This is a genomic window from Streptococcus sp. 20925_1_24, assembly GCF_041432335.1.
Taxonomy (GTDB): Bacteria; Bacillota; Bacilli; order Lactobacillales; family Streptococcaceae; genus Streptococcus; species Streptococcus mitis_BM.
On sequence record NZ_JAPVZM010000001.1, the window covers coordinates 1 to 15244 of the forward strand.

The 15244-nt window shown below is 41.4% G+C and carries 17 protein-coding genes and 1 other annotated feature; of the genes, 16 read left to right on the forward strand and 1 reads right to left on the reverse strand.

The annotated features are described in order from the left end of the window. Window positions 1-72: 72 nt before the first annotated feature. From O3650_RS00005 to O3650_RS00045, 9 genes are all read left to right on the forward strand, one after another. Window positions 73-732: a helix-hairpin-helix domain-containing protein gene (locus O3650_RS00005; RefSeq protein WP_203175905.1), complete on the forward strand. Its 660-nt coding sequence runs from the start codon at window positions 73-75 to the stop codon at window positions 730-732. Further along, complete coding sequence (locus tag O3650_RS00010; RefSeq protein ID WP_203175899.1) at window positions 716-2956, forward strand: DNA internalization-related competence protein ComEC/Rec2; 2241 nt, start codon at window positions 716-718, stop codon at window positions 2954-2956. The genes O3650_RS00005 and O3650_RS00010 overlap by 17 nt, the downstream gene beginning before the upstream one ends. A gap of 72 nt (window positions 2957-3028) precedes the next feature. Then, window positions 3029-3160 (forward strand) — a sequence feature (ribosomal protein L20 leader region). Between the two features lie 15 nt (window positions 3161-3175). Further along, entirely contained in the window at window positions 3176-3706 is a 531-nt protein-coding gene (infC, locus tag O3650_RS00015) for a translation initiation factor IF-3 (protein ID WP_000848180.1), read from the forward strand. Between the two features lie 32 nt (window positions 3707-3738). Then, window positions 3739-3939, forward strand: a complete 201-nt coding sequence (gene rpmI, locus O3650_RS00020) for a 50S ribosomal protein L35 (protein WP_001125943.1) — start codon at window positions 3739-3741, stop codon at window positions 3937-3939. 51 nt (window positions 3940-3990) lie between these two features. Beyond that, window positions 3991-4350, forward strand: coding sequence for a 50S ribosomal protein L20 (rplT, locus tag O3650_RS00025; protein WP_000124834.1), 360 nt, complete (start codon window positions 3991-3993; stop codon window positions 4348-4350). A 58-nt stretch (window positions 4351-4408) separates the two neighbouring features. After that, entirely contained in the window at window positions 4409-4789 is a 381-nt protein-coding gene (locus O3650_RS00030; RefSeq protein ID WP_000157153.1) for a VOC family protein, read from the forward strand. A 248-nt stretch (window positions 4790-5037) separates the two neighbouring features. After that, window positions 5038-5838: a dihydroorotate dehydrogenase electron transfer subunit gene (locus tag O3650_RS00035; RefSeq protein ID WP_070842965.1), complete on the forward strand. Its 801-nt coding sequence runs from the start codon at window positions 5038-5040 to the stop codon at window positions 5836-5838. Then, entirely contained in the window at window positions 5801-6787 is a 987-nt protein-coding gene (locus O3650_RS00040) for a dihydroorotate dehydrogenase (protein WP_194250491.1), read from the forward strand. The genes O3650_RS00035 and O3650_RS00040 overlap by 38 nt, the downstream gene beginning before the upstream one ends. Window positions 6788-6884: 97 nt before the next feature. Next, on the forward strand, window positions 6885-8597 hold the full coding sequence (locus O3650_RS00045) for a glucosaminidase domain-containing protein (RefSeq protein WP_371491255.1): 1713 nt from the start codon (window positions 6885-6887) through the stop codon (window positions 8595-8597). Between the two features lie 257 nt (window positions 8598-8854). Here the strand turns inward: O3650_RS00045 and pavA are convergent, their stop codons facing one another. Beyond that, complete coding sequence (gene pavA, locus O3650_RS00050; protein WP_153193284.1) at window positions 8855-10510, reverse strand: Rqc2 family fibronectin-binding protein PavA; 1656 nt, start codon at window positions 10508-10510, stop codon at window positions 8855-8857. A gap of 104 nt (window positions 10511-10614) precedes the next feature. Between pavA and ybeY the strand changes: the two genes are divergently transcribed. The 7 genes from ybeY to rpmG are packed head-to-tail and all read left to right on the forward strand — an operon-like array spanning window position 10615 to window position 15217. Beyond that, window positions 10615-11112, forward strand: coding sequence for an rRNA maturation RNase YbeY (ybeY, locus tag O3650_RS00055; RefSeq protein WP_000275156.1), 498 nt, complete (start codon window positions 10615-10617; stop codon window positions 11110-11112). Further along, on the forward strand, window positions 11093-11488 hold the full coding sequence (locus O3650_RS00060) for a diacylglycerol kinase family protein (protein ID WP_000378157.1): 396 nt from the start codon (window positions 11093-11095) through the stop codon (window positions 11486-11488). Before ybeY ends, O3650_RS00060 begins: the two co-directional genes overlap by 20 nt. A gap of 16 nt (window positions 11489-11504) precedes the next feature. Next, window positions 11505-12404, forward strand: a complete 900-nt coding sequence (era, locus tag O3650_RS00065) for a GTPase Era (protein ID WP_060805664.1) — start codon at window positions 11505-11507, stop codon at window positions 12402-12404. Between the two features lie 48 nt (window positions 12405-12452). Beyond that, on the forward strand, window positions 12453-13277 hold the full coding sequence (gene mutM, locus O3650_RS00070; RefSeq protein ID WP_060805665.1) for a DNA-formamidopyrimidine glycosylase: 825 nt from the start codon (window positions 12453-12455) through the stop codon (window positions 13275-13277). After that, complete coding sequence (gene coaE, locus O3650_RS00075) at window positions 13277-13882, forward strand: dephospho-CoA kinase (RefSeq protein WP_060805666.1); 606 nt, start codon at window positions 13277-13279, stop codon at window positions 13880-13882. The genes mutM and coaE overlap by 1 nt, the downstream gene beginning before the upstream one ends. Then, window positions 13869-15068 (forward strand): multidrug efflux MFS transporter, encoded by a 1200-nt coding sequence (locus O3650_RS00080; RefSeq protein ID WP_060805667.1) that lies wholly within the window; start codon window positions 13869-13871, stop codon window positions 15066-15068. Before coaE ends, O3650_RS00080 begins: the two co-directional genes overlap by 14 nt. After that, window positions 15068-15217 carry a 50S ribosomal protein L33 gene (rpmG, locus tag O3650_RS00085; protein WP_001809104.1) on the forward strand — a complete coding sequence of 50 codons (150 nt, stop codon included), beginning with the start codon at window positions 15068-15070 and terminating at the stop codon, window positions 15215-15217. Before O3650_RS00080 ends, rpmG begins: the two co-directional genes overlap by 1 nt. Window positions 15218-15244 lie beyond the last annotated feature (27 nt).

The window sequence follows — 15244 nt, forward strand, 5'->3', positions numbered from 1 at the left end:
AAATAAGCAGTTGAGAAGAAATTTTCAACTGTTTTTTCTTTCTCTTACGAATAATCTAAGAGAGGAGAAAATATGGAAGCAATTATTGAGAAAATAAAAGAGTATAAAATCATTGTCATCTGTACTGGTCTGGGCTTGCTTGTAGGAGGATTTTTCCTGCTAAAGCCAACTCTACAAACACCTGTAAAAGAAACGAATTTACAGGCAGAAGTTGCCGCTGTTTCCAAGGATTCATCGACCGAAAAGGATGTGAAGAAGGAAGAAAAGGAAGAAAAGGAAGAACCGGTTGAACAAGATCTAATCACAGTAGATGTGAAGGGGGCTGTTAAATCGCCAGGGATTTATGATTTGCCTGTGGGTAGTAGAGTCAATGATGCTGTTCAGAAGGCTGGTGGCTTGACAGAGCAAGCAGACAGCAAGTCGATCAATCTAGCTCAGAAAGTCAGTGATGAGGCTCTGGTTTACGTTCCAACTAAGGGAGAAGAAGTAGCTAATCAACAGACTAATTCTGGAGCGCCTTCTTCAACAAGCAAGGACAAGAAGGTTAATCTCAACAAGGCCAGTCTTGAAGAACTCAAGCAGGTCAAGGGACTGGGAGGAAAACGAGCTCAGGACATTATCGACCATCGTGAATCAAATGGGAAATTCAAGTCAGTTGATGAACTTAAGAAGGTCTCTGGCATTGGTGCTAAAACGATAGAAAAGCTAAAAGACTATGTTACAGTGGATTAAGAATTTCCCCCTTCCCCTAATCTATCTGAGTTTTCTATTGCTTTGGCTTTACTATTCTATTTTCTCAGCATCCTATCTTGCTTTGTTGGGCTTTGTTTTTCTGCTAGTCTGTCTCTTTTTCCAATTTCCTTGGAAATCTGCTAGCAAAGTTCTAGTGATTTGTGGAATCTTTGGCTTCTGGTTTCTGTTTCAAAATTGGCAACAGAGTCAAGCGAGTCAAAATTTGGCTGTTTCTGTTGAAAGGGTACGGATTTTGCCTGATACTATTAAAGTCAATGGTGACAGTCTATCCTTTCGTGGCAAGTCTGATGGACGCATTTTTCAAGTTTATTATAAACTCCAGTCCGAGGAGGAGAAAGAAACCTTTCAAGCTTTAACCGACATTCATGAGATAGGACTAGAAGGGAAGCTTTCGGAGCCAGAAGGGAAGAGAAATTTTGGTGGTTTCGACTACCAAACCTATCTGAAAACTCAGGGAATTTACCAGATTCTCAATATCAAAAAAATCCAGTCACTTCAAAAGGTTGGCAGTTTGGATATAGGTGAAAATCTGTCCAGTGTACGCCGAAAGGCTGTAGTTTGGATTAAGACGCACTTTCCAGACCCTATGCGCAATTACATGACAGGACTCTTGCTAGGACATCTGGATACAGACTTTGAGGAGATGAATGAGCTTTATTCTAGTTTAGGAATTATCCACCTTTTTGCTTTGTCTGGTATGCAGGTAGGATTTTTCATGGATGGCTTTAAGAAACTTCTCTTGCGATTGGGCTTGACCCAAGAAAGGTTGAAATGGCTGACTTATCCCTTTTCCCTTATCTATGCAGGGCTGACAGGATTTTCAGCATCAGTCATTCGCAGTCTCTTGCAAAAGCTACTAGCTCAACATGGGGTTAAGGGCTTGGATAATTTTGCCTTGACGGTTCTTGTCCTCTTTATTATCATGTCAAACTTTTTCCTGACTGCAGGAGGAGTTTTGTCCTGCGCTTATGCTTTTATCTTGACCATGACCAGCAAAGAAGGAGAGGGACTCAAGACAGTTGTCAGAGAAAGTCTAGTCATTTCCTTGGGAATATTACCCATTTTATCCTTCTATTTTGCAGAATTTCAACCTTGGTCCATCCTTTTGACCTTCGTCTTATCCTTTCTATTTGACTTGGTCTTCTTACCGCTCTTGTCTATCATATTTGCCCTTTCCTTTCTCTATCCAGTCATTCAGCTGAATTTTATCTTTGAATGGTTGGAAGGGATTATTCGCTTGGTATGGCAGGTGGCAAATAGACCGATTGTCTTTGGACAACCTAATGCGTGGCTTTTAATTTTATTGTTAATTTCCTTGGCTTTAGTCTATGATTTGAGGAAAAACATTAAAAAGCTAGCAGTGTTGAGCTTATTGATTACAGGTCTCTTTTTCCTGACCAAGTATCCACTGGAAAATGAAATTACCATGCTGGATGTGGGGCAAGGAGAAAGTATTTTCCTACGGGATATAACTGGTAAAACCATTCTCATAGATGTCGGTGGCAAGGCAGAATCTGATAAGAAAATTGAAAAATGGCAAGAAAAGGCAACGACTAGCAATGCCCAGCGAACCTTGCTTCCCTACCTCAAAAGTCGAGGAGTGGCCAAGATTGACCAGCTGATTTTGACAAATACGGACAAGGAACATGTTGGTGATTTGTTGGAGGTGACCAAGGCTTTTCATGTAGGGGAGATTTTAGTATCAAAAGGCAGTCTAAAACAGAAGGAATTTGTGGCAGAACTACAGGTGACTCAAACCAAGGTGCGTAGTGTGTCAGTGGGAGAGAACCTTCCAATTTTTGGAAGTCAGTTAGAAGTCCTATCTCCAAGGAAAATTGGAGATGGAGGTCATGAAGATTCCCTGGTTCTGTATGGAAAACTCTTGGATAAGCACTTTCTCTTCACAGGAAATTTGGAGGAAAAAGGAGAGAAGGACTTGATGAAGCAATATCCTGACCTAGAGGTGGGGGTCTTGAAAGCTGGTCAACATGGCAATAAAAAATCATCAAGTTCAGCCTTTCTAGAAAAACTCAAACCAGAGCTTACTCTTATCTCAGTTGGAAAGAACAATCGAATGAAACTCCCCCATCAGGAAACTTTGACACGACTGGAAGATATCAATAGTAAAGTTTACCGAACTGACCAGCAAGGAGCTATACGCTTTAAAGGGTGGAATAGTTGGAAAATTGAAACGGTTGGTTAATGAGCAGAAACTTTTCAAAAAAATAACTTTTTATCTTGACAAGGGCTAGAAAACTTGGTATCATATAAAAGTTGAGAAAAGCAGAAGTGAGAGCTTCTCGCCTTGTGACATTAAGTTGCCTGGCCCTACGGATGAAAAGTTTCTAAGAAACGCTATCATAACGTGCGGGCTTGTATATTTACGAGTCCGCTATTGTTTTTCTCTAATAAAACAAAAGAGGTGAAAACCATAGCAAAGCAAGACTTATTCATCAATGATGAGATTCGTGTACGTGAAGTTCGCTTGATTGGTCTTGAAGGAGAACAGCTAGGCATCAAGCCACTCAGTGAAGCGCAAGCTTTGGCTGATAATGCTAATGTTGACCTAGTATTGATTCAACCCCAAGCCAAACCGCCTGTTGCAAAAATTATGGACTACGGTAAGTTCAAATTTGAGTACCAGAAGAAGCAAAAAGAACAACGTAAAAAACAAAGTGTTGTTACTGTGAAAGAAGTTCGTCTAAGTCCAACCATTGACAAGGGTGACTTTGATACAAAACTTCGCAATGCACGCAAATTCCTTGAAAAAGGAAATAAAGTTAAGGTATCTATTCGCTTTAAGGGTCGTATGATTACCCATAAAGAGATTGGTGCAAAAGTTTTAGCCGAGTTTGCTGAAGCAACTCAAGATATTGCCATCATCGAACAACGTGCTAAAATGGATGGACGTCAAATGTTCATGCAATTGGCGCCAGCGACTGACAAAAAATAATTGTCAGAAAGTTAAATAAAGGAGAAAAAATCATGCCAAAACAAAAAACACACCGCGCATCAGCTAAACGTTTCAAACGTACAGGTTCTGGTGGACTTAAACGTTTCCGTGCTTACACTTCTCACCGTTTCCACGGAAAAACTAAAAAACAACGTCGTCATCTTCGTAAAGCATCTATGGTGCATTCAGGAGATTACAAACGTATCAAAGCAATGCTTACTCGCTTGAAATAATAGCTTTACTGTAAGTAAACAATTCTAGGAAATATTTGGAGGAAATAAAACATGGCACGTGTTAAAGGTGGCGTTGTATCACGCAAACGTCGTAAACGTATTCTTAAATTAGCAAAAGGTTACTATGGAGCTAAACACATCTTGTTCCGTACTGCAAAAGAACAAGTAATGAACTCTTACTACTATGCATACCGTGACCGTCGTCAGAAAAAACGTGACTTCCGCAAATTGTGGATCACTCGTATCAACGCGGCAGCTCGTATGAACGGACTTTCATACTCACAATTGATGCATGGATTGAAATTGGCTGAGATTGAAGTTAACCGTAAAATGCTTGCTGACTTGGCTGTTAACGATGCAGCAGCTTTCACAGCTCTTGCAGATGCAGCTAAAGCAAAACTTGGTAAATAATAACAGATAAGACTGGAACAGGATTGTCCCAGTCTTTTTAAAAATAAAGGAGAAAAATATGGCTTCAAAAATGCTACATACTTGCTTGCGAGTAGAAAATCTTGAAAAATCAATTGCATTTTATCAAGATGCTTTTGGATTTAAAGAATTGCGCCGCAGAGATTTTCCAGACCATGCCTTCACGATTGTCTATCTAGGTCTTGAGGGTGATGACTATGAGTTGGAGTTGACTTATAACTACGATCACGGTCCGTATGTGGTTGGTGATGGATTTGCCCATATCGCCCTCAGTACACCTGATCTTGAAGCTCTTCATCAAGAGCACAGTGCAAAAGGCTATGAAGTGACTGAGCCAAATGGTCTACCAGGAACTGCACCTAACTATTACTTTGTCAAAGACCCTGATGGCTACAAGGTTGAAGTCATTCGTGAAAAATAATCTCGTGAAGTCAAGTAGAATGTTCGTTTTCTACTTGACTTTTTTTAGCTGAAAGAGTATACTAGTAAAAATTTAACCTTTAAGGGGAGTCCAGAGAGACTCACAAGGTGTCAGATAAAAGAATAGTGCAATTTTCTAGAGGAGACTTTTTGAGTGTGCTCTCTTCTGTTGTACGATTTTAACTGAGGCCTTGCAATCGCAAGGTCTTTTCTTTGTCTGGTCCCCTTAAAATTTAAGGAGGAAAAGTCATGAATCCCACATGTAAGAAACGTTTGGGTGCAATTCGTTTGGAAACCATGAAGGTGGTTGCACAGGAGGAAATCGCGCCAGCAATCTTTGAATTAGTCCTAGAAGGGAAAATGGTTGAAGCTATGCGAGCAGGCCAATTTCTTCATCTTCGTGTGCCTGATGATGCCCATCTCTTGCGCCGTCCTATTTCAATTTCGTCTATTGATAAGGCTAATAAGCAGTGTCATCTCATTTATCGGATTGAAGGGGCTGGGACAGCTATTTTCTCAACCTTAAGTCAGGGAGATACTCTTGATGTGATGGGTCCTCAGGGAAATGGTTTTGACTTGTCTGACCTAGATGAGCAGAGCCAGGTTCTCCTCGTTGGTGGTGGAATTGGTGTTCCGCCCTTGCTTGAGGTGGCCAAGGAATTGCATACGCGTGGTGTGAAAGTAGTGACAGTTCTCGGTTTTGCTAATAAGGATGCTGTTATTTTAGAGACGGAATTAGCCCAATATAGTCAAGTCTTTGTAACGACAGATGATGGTTCTTATGGTATCAAGGGAAATGTTTCCGTTGTTATCGAGGATTTAGACAATCAATTTGATGCTGTTTACTCATGTGGGGCGCCTGGAATGATGAAGTATATCAATCAAACCTTCTATAACCATCCAAGAGCCTATCTATCTTTGGAATCTCGTATGGCTTGTGGGATGGGGGCTTGCTATGCCTGCGTCCTAAAAGTGCCAGAAAGCGAGACGGTCAGCCAACGCGTCTGTGAAGATGGCCCTGTTTTCCGCACAGGAACAGTTGTATTATAAGGAGAAAATTATGACTACAAATCGTTTACAAGTTTCTCTACCAGGCTTGGATTTGAAAAATCCGATTATTCCAGCATCAGGCTGTTTTGGCTTTGGACAAGAGTATGCCAAGTACTATGATTTAGACCTTTTAGGTTCTATTATGATTAAGGCGACAACCCTTGAAGCCCGTTTTGGCAATCCAACTCCAAGGGTGGCAGAAACACCTGCTGGCATGCTCAATGCAATTGGCTTGCAAAATCCTGGTTTGGAAATTGTTTTGGCTGAAAAGTTACCTTGGCTGGAAAGAGAATATCCAAATCTTCCTATTATTGCCAATGTGGCTGGTTTTTCAAAACAAGAGTATGCGGCCGTTTCTAGTGGTATTTCCAAGGCAGCTAATGTAAAGGCTATCGAGCTCAATATTTCTTGTCCCAATGTTGACCACTGTAATCACGGACTTTTGATTGGTCAAGATCCAGATTTAGCTTATGATGTGGTGAAAGCAGCTGTAGAAGCGTCTGATGTGCCAGTTTATGTCAAACTAACTCCTAGTGTGACCGATATCGTTACTGTCGCAAAAGCTGCAGAAGATGCGGGAGCAAGTGGCTTGACTATGATTAATACTCTGGTTGGAATGCGCTTTGACCTAAAAACCAGAAAACCAATCTTGGCTAATGGAACAGGTGGGATGTCTGGTCCAGCAGTTTTTCCAGTAGCCCTCAAACTCATCCGTCAAGTAGCCCAAACAACAGACCTGCCTATCATTGGAATGGGGGGAGTGGATTCGGCAGAAGCTGCCTTAGAAATGTATCTGGCTGGAGCCTCTGCCATCGGAGTTGGAACAGCCAACTTTACCAATCCATATGCCTGCCCTGATATCATCGAAAATTTACCAAAAGTCATGGACAAATACGGCATCAGCAGTCTAGAAAATCTACGCAAGGAAGTAAAAGAGTCTCTGAGGTAAACTGCAATCAATCTGTTCTTGATTTTTTATCAGTTTGTAATGTTTATTATAGAGAATTTTGATACAATAAAATAGAAAGAACAGAGGAAGAAAGTTTATGAAGAAAGTAAGATTTATTTTTTTAGCCCTACTATTTTTCTTAGCCAGACCAGAGAGTGCAATGGCTAGTGATGGTACTTGGCAAGGAAAACAATACCTGAAATCAGATGGGAGTCAAGCAGCCAATGAGTGGGTTTTTGATGCTCACTATCAATCTTGGTTTTATATAAAAGAAGATGCCAAATATGCTGAAAATGAATGGCTAAAGCAAGGTGACGACTATTTTTACCTCAAATCTGGCGGCTATATGGCAAAATCAGAATGGGTAGAAGACAAGGGAGCCTTCTATTATCTTGACCAAAATGGAAAGATGAAAAGAAATGCCTGGGTAGGAACTTCCTATGTTGGTGCAACAGGTGCCAAAGTAATAGAAGACTGGGTCTATGATTCTCAATACGACGCTTGGTTTTATATAAAAGCAGATGGACAACACGCAGAGAAAGAATGGCTCCAAATCAAGGGCAAGGACTATTATTTCAAATCTGGTGGTTATTTGCTAACAAGTCAGTGGATTGACCAGGCTTATGTGAATGCTAGTGGTGCCAAAGTACAGCAAGGTTGGCTTTTTGACAAACAATACCAATCTTGGTTTTATATCAAAGAAAATGGAAAACATGCTGAGAAAGAATGGATTTTCGAAAATGGTCACTATTATTATCTAAAATCCGGTGGCTATATGGCAGCCAATGAATGGATTTGGGATAAGGAGTCATGGTTTTATCTAAAATCTGATGGCAAAATGGCTGAGAAAGAATGGCTATACGATGCTAAAAGTCAAGCTTGGTACTACTTCAAATCTGGTGGCTACATGGCGAAAAATGAGACAGTAGATGGTTATCAGCTTGGAAGCGACGGTAAATGGCTTGGAGAAAAAGCTACAAACGAAAATGCTACTTATTATCAAGTAGTACCTGTCACAGCAAATATTTATAATGCAGATGGTGAAAAGCTCTCCTATATATCGCAAGGTAGTGTTGTCTGGCTAGATAAGGATAGAAAAAGTGATGACAAGCGCCTGGCTATTACTATTTCTGGTTTGTCAGGCTATATGAAAACAGAAGATTTACAAGCACTAGATGCCAGCAAGGATTTTATCCCTTATTATGAGAGTGATGGGCATCGTTTTTATCACTATGTAGCTCAGAATGCTAGTATCCCAGTAGCTTCTCATCTTTCTGATATGGAAGTAGGCAAGAAATATTATTCGGCAGATGGACTGCATTTTGAAGGTTTTAACCTTGAAAATCCCTTCCTTTTTAAAGATTTGACAGAGGCTACAAACTACAGTGCTGAAGACTTGGATAAGGTATTTAGTCTGCTAAATATTAATAATAGCCTCCTGGGAAATAAGGGAGCTACCTTTAAGGAAGCCGAAGAACATTACCATATCAATGCCCTTTACCTCCTTGCTCATAGCGCCTTAGAAAGCGACTGGGGACGTAGCAAGATTGCCAAAGATAAGAATAATTTCTTTGGAATTACAGCCTATGATACGACCCCTTACCTTTCTGCCAAGACATTTGATGATGTGGATAAGGGAGTTTTAGGTGCAAGCAAGTGGATTAAGGAAAATTATATCGATAGGGGTAGAACTTTCCTTGGAAATAAGGCGTCTGGTATGAATGTGGAATATGCCTCTGACCCTTATTGGGGCGAAAAAATTGCTAGTGTGATGATGAAAATCAATGAGAAACTAGGTGGCAAAGATTAGTCCTATAATTGGATATGATTTGAGTGAGTAGTAATACTCTTCGAAAATCTCTTCAAACCACTTCAGCGTCGCCTTGGATTATATATGGTTACTGACTTTGTCAGTTCTATCTGCAACCTCAAAACAGTGTTTTGAGCTGACTTCGTCAGTCTTATCTCCAACCTCAAAGCAGTGCTTTGAGCAACCTGCGGCTAGCTTCCTAGTTTGCTCTTTGATTTTCATTGAGTATAAGTTAAAAATCCTGATTTCAAGTAAAATCAGGATTTTTTCATGGATGCGATTTTTTCTGGATCTGGTGTGACACGGAGGGTCTTTTGTCCTGTGTAGGTGACAAAGCCGGGTTTTCCACCAGTTGGTTTGTTGAGTTTCTTGACTTCAATCATATCTACCTGAACCAGATTTGACAGGCGACCTTGAGAGAAGTAGGCGGCTAGTTCTGCCGCGTCTGTCTTGACTTCATCGGATGGATCAAGATTGCCTGAGATGACAACATGGCTTCCAGGAATGTCCTTGGCATGGAACCAAAGTTCCTCCTTGCGAGCCATTTTAAAGGTTAACTCCTCGTTTTGTAGGTTGTTTCGGCCGACATAGATGATGGTTTTGCCATCACTTGCTAGATATTGTTCTGGTTTTTTGCGTTTCTGGATTTTCTCCCGTTGTCTTCTGCGGATAAAGCCAGTTTGAATCAATTCTTCACGGATTTCAGCGATTTCTTCCAGCCCAGCTTGATTGAGAACAGTTTCCACACTTTCCAGATAGAGAATGGTTGCCTTTGTTTCTTCAATCAGATCAGTCAAGTATTTGACAGCTTCTTTTAATTTCTGATAGCGTTTGAAATAGCGTTGGGCATTCTGGTTGGGAGTCAAGGCCTTATCAAGCGCAATCGTGATAGGTTGGTTGGTGTAGTAGTTGTCCAGGATAACCTGATCTTGGTCGTTAGGCACTTGGTGGAGGAAGGTTGTCAGCAATTCCCCTTTTTGGCGAAATTCTTCAGCGTTGTCTGTAGCTAGTAACTCTTTTTCTTGTTTTTTAAGCTTATGACGATTTTTTTGAAGTTCATTTTCAACACGACGAATGAGTTCGCTGGCTTGTTGTTTGACGCGGTCGCGTTCAGCCTTGTCCTTATAGTAGGTGTCCAACAAATAAGAAAGACTGTCAAAAGGTTCTCCCACTTGATTTGCAAAAGGAACTGGGCTGAAGGAAGTCTCAGTCAAGCATGGTTTGGTTTCTTGATTGAAAAAGTTTCGGAAAGTAGATAGTTTATCACTAACCAGAATGTTTTCCAATTCATTTGCCGTATCGCGTCCCAGACCTTGAAAGAGGCTTTGAAGGTTTTTAGCTGTCGTTTCCTGTGTTTGCAGGATTTCAAAGAGTTTCTCGTCCTTGATTGTAAAAGGATTGAGAGATTCCGTACTTGGCGGAGCGATGTAGGTTGATCCAGGAAGCAAGGTACGGTAGCTATTTTGTGAAAAGCCAACATGTTTGATAACTTCGAGGATTTTATGACTGCTTTTATCAACCAGTAGAATATTACTGTGTTTCCCCATGATTTCGATAATCAAGGTAGCCTGGATATGGTCGCCAATCTCGTTTTTATTGGAAACTGTCATTTCTACAATTCGGTCATTCTCAACCTGCTCGATCGACTCAATCAGGGCACCCTGCAAATATTTTCTTAAAACCATGATAAAGGTAGAAGGTTGAGCTGGATTTTCAAAAGTTGTTTGGGTCAGCTGAATGCGTCCAAAAACTGGATGGGCAGAAAGGAGCAGGCGATGACTTTGGCGATTGCTACGGATTTGCAAGACCAACTCTTGTTCAAAAGGTTGATTGATTTTCTGGATGCGACCGTTCACTAACTCTCTTTGCAATTCCTCAACCATGTGGTGTAAAAAAAATCCGTCAAATGACATCGTTCTCTCCTTGTGATTGTATTCCATAGTATTATATCAAAAAGGTAGAATAAAATCATGGAAATGTGGTATAATAAAGCCAAGTAAAGAGAAACGAGAAGCACATGTATATTGAAATGGTAGATGAAACTGGTCAAGTTTCAAAAGAAATGTTGCAACAAACCCAAGAGATTTTGGAATTTGCAGCCCAAAAATTAGGAAAAGAAGACAAGGAGATGGCAGTTACCTTTGTGACCAATGAGCGTAGTCATGAACTCAATCTGGAGTACCGTGACACCGACCGTCCGACAGATGTCATCAGCCTTGAATATAAGCCAGAGTTGGAAATTGCCTTTGACGAAGAGGATTTACTTGAAAATCCAGAATTGGCAGAGATGATGTCTGAGTTTGATGCCTATATTGGGGAACTGTTCATCTCTATCGATAAGGCACATGAGCAGGCCGAGGAATATGGCCATAGCTTTGAGCGTGAGATGGGCTTCTTGGCAGTACACGGCTTTTTACATATCAACGGCTATGATCACTACACTCCGGAAGAAGAAGCGGAGATGTTCGGTTTACAAGAAGAAATTTTGACAGCCTATGGACTCACAAGACAATAAACGAAAATGGAAAAATCGTGACCTGATATCTAGTTTAGAATTTGCCATCACAGGAATTTTTACTGCCATCAAGGAAGAACGAAATATGCGAAAACATGCCGTGACGGCTCTAGTAGTCATCCTTGCAGGTTTTGTTTTTCAGGTGTCACGAATCGAATGGCTCTTTCTCCTATTGAGCATTTTCTTGGTAGTAGCCTTTGAAATTATCAATTCTGCTATTGAAAATGTGGTGGATTTGGCCAGTCACTATCACTTTTCCATGCTGGCTAAAAATGCCAAGGATATGGCAGCTGGCGCGGTATTAGTGGTCTCTCTTTTCGCAGCATTAACAGGCGCATTGATTTTTCTCCCACGGATTTGGGATTTATTATTTTAAACAGTAAGAGGAAATTATGACATTTAAATCAGGCTTTGTAGCCATTTTAGGACGTCCAAATGTAGGGAAGTCAACTTTTTTAAATCATGTTATGGGGCAAAAGATTGCTATTATGAGTGACAAGGCGCAGACAACGCGCAACAAAATTATGGGAATTTACACGACTGATAAGGAGCAAATTGTCTTTATCGACACACCAGGGATTCACAAGCCTAAAACAGCTCTTGGAGATTTCATGGTTGAGTCTGCCTACAGCACCCTTCGTGAAGTGGATACAGTTCTATTTATGGTACCTGCGGATGAGGCGCGTGGTAAGGGAGACGATATGATTATCGATCGTCTCAAGGCTGCTAAGGTTCCTGTTATTCTGGTGGTGAACAAGATTGATAAGGTTCATCCAGATCAGCTTTTGTCTCAGATTGATGATTTCCGTAACCAAATGGACTTTAAGGAAATTGTACCAATCTCAGCTCTTCAAGGAAATAACGTCTCTCGTCTAGTGGATATTTTGAGTGAAAATCTGGACGAAGGTTTCCAATATTTCCCGTCTGATCAAATCACAGACCATCCAGAACGATTCTTGGTTTCAGAAATGGTTCGCGAGAAAGTCTTGCATCTAACTCGTGAAGAGATTCCTCACTCAGTTGCTGTGGTTGTTGACTCTATGAAACGAGATGAAGAGACAGACAAGGTTCACATTCGTGCAACTATCATGGTCGAGCGCGATAGCCAAAAAGGGATTATCATCGGTAAAGGTGGCGCTATGCTTAAGAAAATTGGTAGCATGGCCCGTCGTGATATTGAACTTATGCTAGGGGACAAGGTTTTCCTAGAAACTTGGGTCAAGGTTAAGAAAAACTGGCGAGATAAGAAGCTAGATTTGGCTGACTTTGGCTATAATGAAAAAGAATACTAAGTAGAGGTGGGCTCATGCCTGCTTCTTGTTTTTACAGAAGGAGGACTTATGCCTGAATTACCTGAGGTTGAAACCGTTCGTCGTGGCCTAGAAAAATTGATTCTGGGTAAGAAGATTTCGAGTGTAGAAATTCGCTATCCCAAGATGATTAAGACAGATTTGGACGAGTTTCAAAAGGAAGTGCCTGGTCAAGTTGTTGAGTCAACAGGACGCCGTGGAAAATATTTGCTTTTCTACCTGACAGACAAGATCTTGATTTCCCATTTGCGCATGGAGGGCAAGTATTTTTACTATCCAGACCAGGTTCCTGAACGCAAACATGCCCATGTTTTCTTTCAGTTTGAGGACGGTGGAACCCTTGTTTATGAGGATGTACGCAAGTTTGGGACTATGGAACTCTTGTCTCCTGACCTTTTGGAAGCCTACTTTATTTCTAAAAAATTAGGTCCTGAACCAAGCGAGCAAGACTTTGATTTGCAGGTCTTTCAAGCTGCCCTAGCCAAGTCCAAAAAGCCTATCAAATCCCATCTCCTAGACCAGACTTTGGTAGCTGGCCTTGGCAATATTTATGTGGATGAGGTTCTCTGGCGAGCTCAGGTTCATCCAGCCAGACCTTCCCAGACTTTGACAGCAGAAGAAGCTACTGCCATTCATGACCAGACCATTGCTGTTTTGGGACAGGCTGTTGAAAAAGGTGGTTCCACCATTCGGACCTATACCAACGCTTTTGGTGAAGATGGAACCATGCAGGATTTTCATCAGGTCTATGACAAGGCTGGTCAAGAATGTGTACGCTGTGGCACCATCATTGAAAAAATCCAACTAGGCGGACGAGGAACTCACTTTTGTCCAAACTGTCAAAGGAGGGGCTGATGGGAAAAATCATTGGAATCACTGGGGGAATTGCCTCTGGTAAGTCAACTGTGACAAATTTTCTAAGAAAGCAAGGTTTTCAAGTAGTGGATGCCGACGCGGTTGTCCACCAACTACAGAAACCTGGTGGTCGTCTGTTTGAGGCTCTAGACCAGCACTTTGGGCAAGAAATCATTCTAGAAAATGGAGAACTCAATCGCCCTCTCCTAGCTAGTCTCATCTTTTCAAATCCTGAAGAACGTGAATGGTCGAAGCAAATCCAAGGAGAGATTATCCGTGAGGAACTAGCTACATTAAGAGACCAATTGGCTCAGACAGAAGAGATTTTCTTCATGGATATTCCCCTACTTTTTGAGCAGGACTACAGTGCTTGGTTTGATGAGACTTGGTTGGTCTATGTGGATAGAGATGTCCAAGTAGAACGCTTAATGAAAAGGGACCACTTGTCCAAAGATGAAGCTGAGTTTCGTCTGGTAGCCCAGTGGCCTTCAGAGAAAAAGAAAGATTTGGCCAGCCATGTTTTAAACAACAATGGAAATCAGGACCAGCTTCTTACTCAGGTGTTCTCCCTGCTTGAGGGAGGTAAGCAAGATGACAGAGATTAACTGGAAGGATAATCTGCGCATTGCCTGGTTTGGTAATTTTCTGACAGGAGCCAGTATTTCCTTAGTTGTGCCTTTTATGCCTATCTTTGTGGAAAGTCTGGGTGTAGGGGGAGAGCAAGTTGCTTTTTATGCAGGCTTAGCTATTTCTGTCTCTGCTATTTCTGCGGCGCTTTTCTCTCCTATCTGGGGCATCCTTGCTGATAAATACGGTCGAAAACCCATGATGATTCGGGCTGGCCTGGCCATGACTATCACTATGGGAGGCTTGGCCTTTGTCCCAAATATCTATTGGTTAATCTTTCTTCGTTTACTAAACGGTGTATTTGCTGGTTTTGTTCCCAATGCAACGGCCCTGATAGCCAGTCAGGTTCCCAAGGAGAAATCAGGAACTGCCTTAGGTACTTTGTCTACAGGCGTAGTTGCAGGTACTCTAACTGGTCCCTTTATTGGTGGCTTTATCGCAGAATTATTTGGCATTCGTACTGTTTTCTTACTGGTTGGTAGTTTTCTATTCTTAGCTGCTGTTTTGACTATTTGCTTTATCAAGGAAGATTTTCAACCAGTAGCCAAGGAAAAGGCCATTCCAACAAAGGAATTGTTTACCTCAGTTAAATATCCCTATCTTTTGGTCAATCTCTTTCTAACCAGTTTTGTCATCCAATTTTCAGCCCAATCAATCGGCCCTATCTTAGCTTTGTATGTGCGCGACTTAGGCCAGACAGAGAATCTTCTTTTTGTATCTGGTTTGATTGTATCCAGTATGGGCTTTTCCAGTATGATGAGTGCAGGAGTCATGGGAAAGCTAGGTGATAAGGTGGGCAACCATCGCCTCTTGGTTGTAGCCCAGTTTTATTCAGTTATCATCTATCTCCTCTGTGCCAATGCCTCTAGTCCGCTTCAACTAGGACTCTATCGTTTCCTCTTTGGCTTGGGAACTGGTGCCTTGATTCCCGGGGTTAATGCCCTTCTCAGCAAGATGACGCCCAAAGCTGGTATTTCGAGGGTCTTTGCCTTTAATCAGGTATTCTTTTATCTGGGCGGTGTCGTTGGTCCCATGGCAGGTTCTGCAGTAGCAGGTCAATTTGGCTACCATGCAGTCTTCTATGCGACAAGCCTTTGTGTTGCCTTTAGTTGTCTCTTTAACCTTCTTCAATTTCGAACATTATTAAAAGTAAAGGAAATCTAGTGCGAGTAAAAATTAATCTCAAATGCTCCTCTTGTGGCAGTATCAATTACCTAACCAGTAAAAATTCAAAAACCCATCCAGACAAGATCGAGGTTTTAAAGTATTGTCCCAAGGAAAGAAAAGTAACCCTACATCTTGAATCTAAGTAGATTTTATGGTAAAATAATAGGGATTTT

What these genes read in the sequence shown, in the direction of transcription:
- O3650_RS00005 (WP_203175905.1), top strand. Translation starts at nt 73, where the DNA reads ATGGAAGCAATTATTGAGAAAATAAAAGAGTATAAAATCATTGTCATC.
- O3650_RS00010 (WP_203175899.1), top strand. Translation starts at nt 716, where the DNA reads ATGTTACAGTGGATTAAGAATTTCCCCCTTCCCCTAATCTATCTGAGT.
- rpmI (WP_001125943.1), top strand. Translation starts at nt 3,739, where the DNA reads ATGCCAAAACAAAAAACACACCGCGCATCAGCTAAACGTTTCAAACGT.
- rplT (WP_000124834.1), top strand. Translation starts at nt 3,991, where the DNA reads ATGGCACGTGTTAAAGGTGGCGTTGTATCACGCAAACGTCGTAAACGT.
- O3650_RS00030 (WP_000157153.1), top strand. Translation starts at nt 4,409, where the DNA reads ATGGCTTCAAAAATGCTACATACTTGCTTGCGAGTAGAAAATCTTGAA.
- O3650_RS00035 (WP_070842965.1), top strand. Translation starts at nt 5,038, where the DNA reads ATGAATCCCACATGTAAGAAACGTTTGGGTGCAATTCGTTTGGAAACC.
- O3650_RS00040 (WP_194250491.1), top strand. Translation starts at nt 5,801, where the DNA reads ATGGCCCTGTTTTCCGCACAGGAACAGTTGTATTATAAGGAGAAAATT.
- O3650_RS00045 (WP_371491255.1), top strand. Translation starts at nt 6,885, where the DNA reads ATGAAGAAAGTAAGATTTATTTTTTTAGCCCTACTATTTTTCTTAGCC.
- pavA (WP_153193284.1), bottom strand. Translation starts at nt 10,510, where the DNA reads ATGTCATTTGACGGATTTTTTTTACACCACATGGTTGAGGAATTGCAA.
- ybeY (WP_000275156.1), top strand. Translation starts at nt 10,615, where the DNA reads ATGTATATTGAAATGGTAGATGAAACTGGTCAAGTTTCAAAAGAAATG.
- O3650_RS00060 (WP_000378157.1), top strand. Translation starts at nt 11,093, where the DNA reads ATGGACTCACAAGACAATAAACGAAAATGGAAAAATCGTGACCTGATA.
- era (WP_060805664.1), top strand. Translation starts at nt 11,505, where the DNA reads ATGACATTTAAATCAGGCTTTGTAGCCATTTTAGGACGTCCAAATGTA.
- mutM (WP_060805665.1), top strand. Translation starts at nt 12,453, where the DNA reads ATGCCTGAATTACCTGAGGTTGAAACCGTTCGTCGTGGCCTAGAAAAA.
- coaE (WP_060805666.1), top strand. Translation starts at nt 13,277, where the DNA reads ATGGGAAAAATCATTGGAATCACTGGGGGAATTGCCTCTGGTAAGTCA.
- O3650_RS00080 (WP_060805667.1), top strand. Translation starts at nt 13,869, where the DNA reads ATGACAGAGATTAACTGGAAGGATAATCTGCGCATTGCCTGGTTTGGT.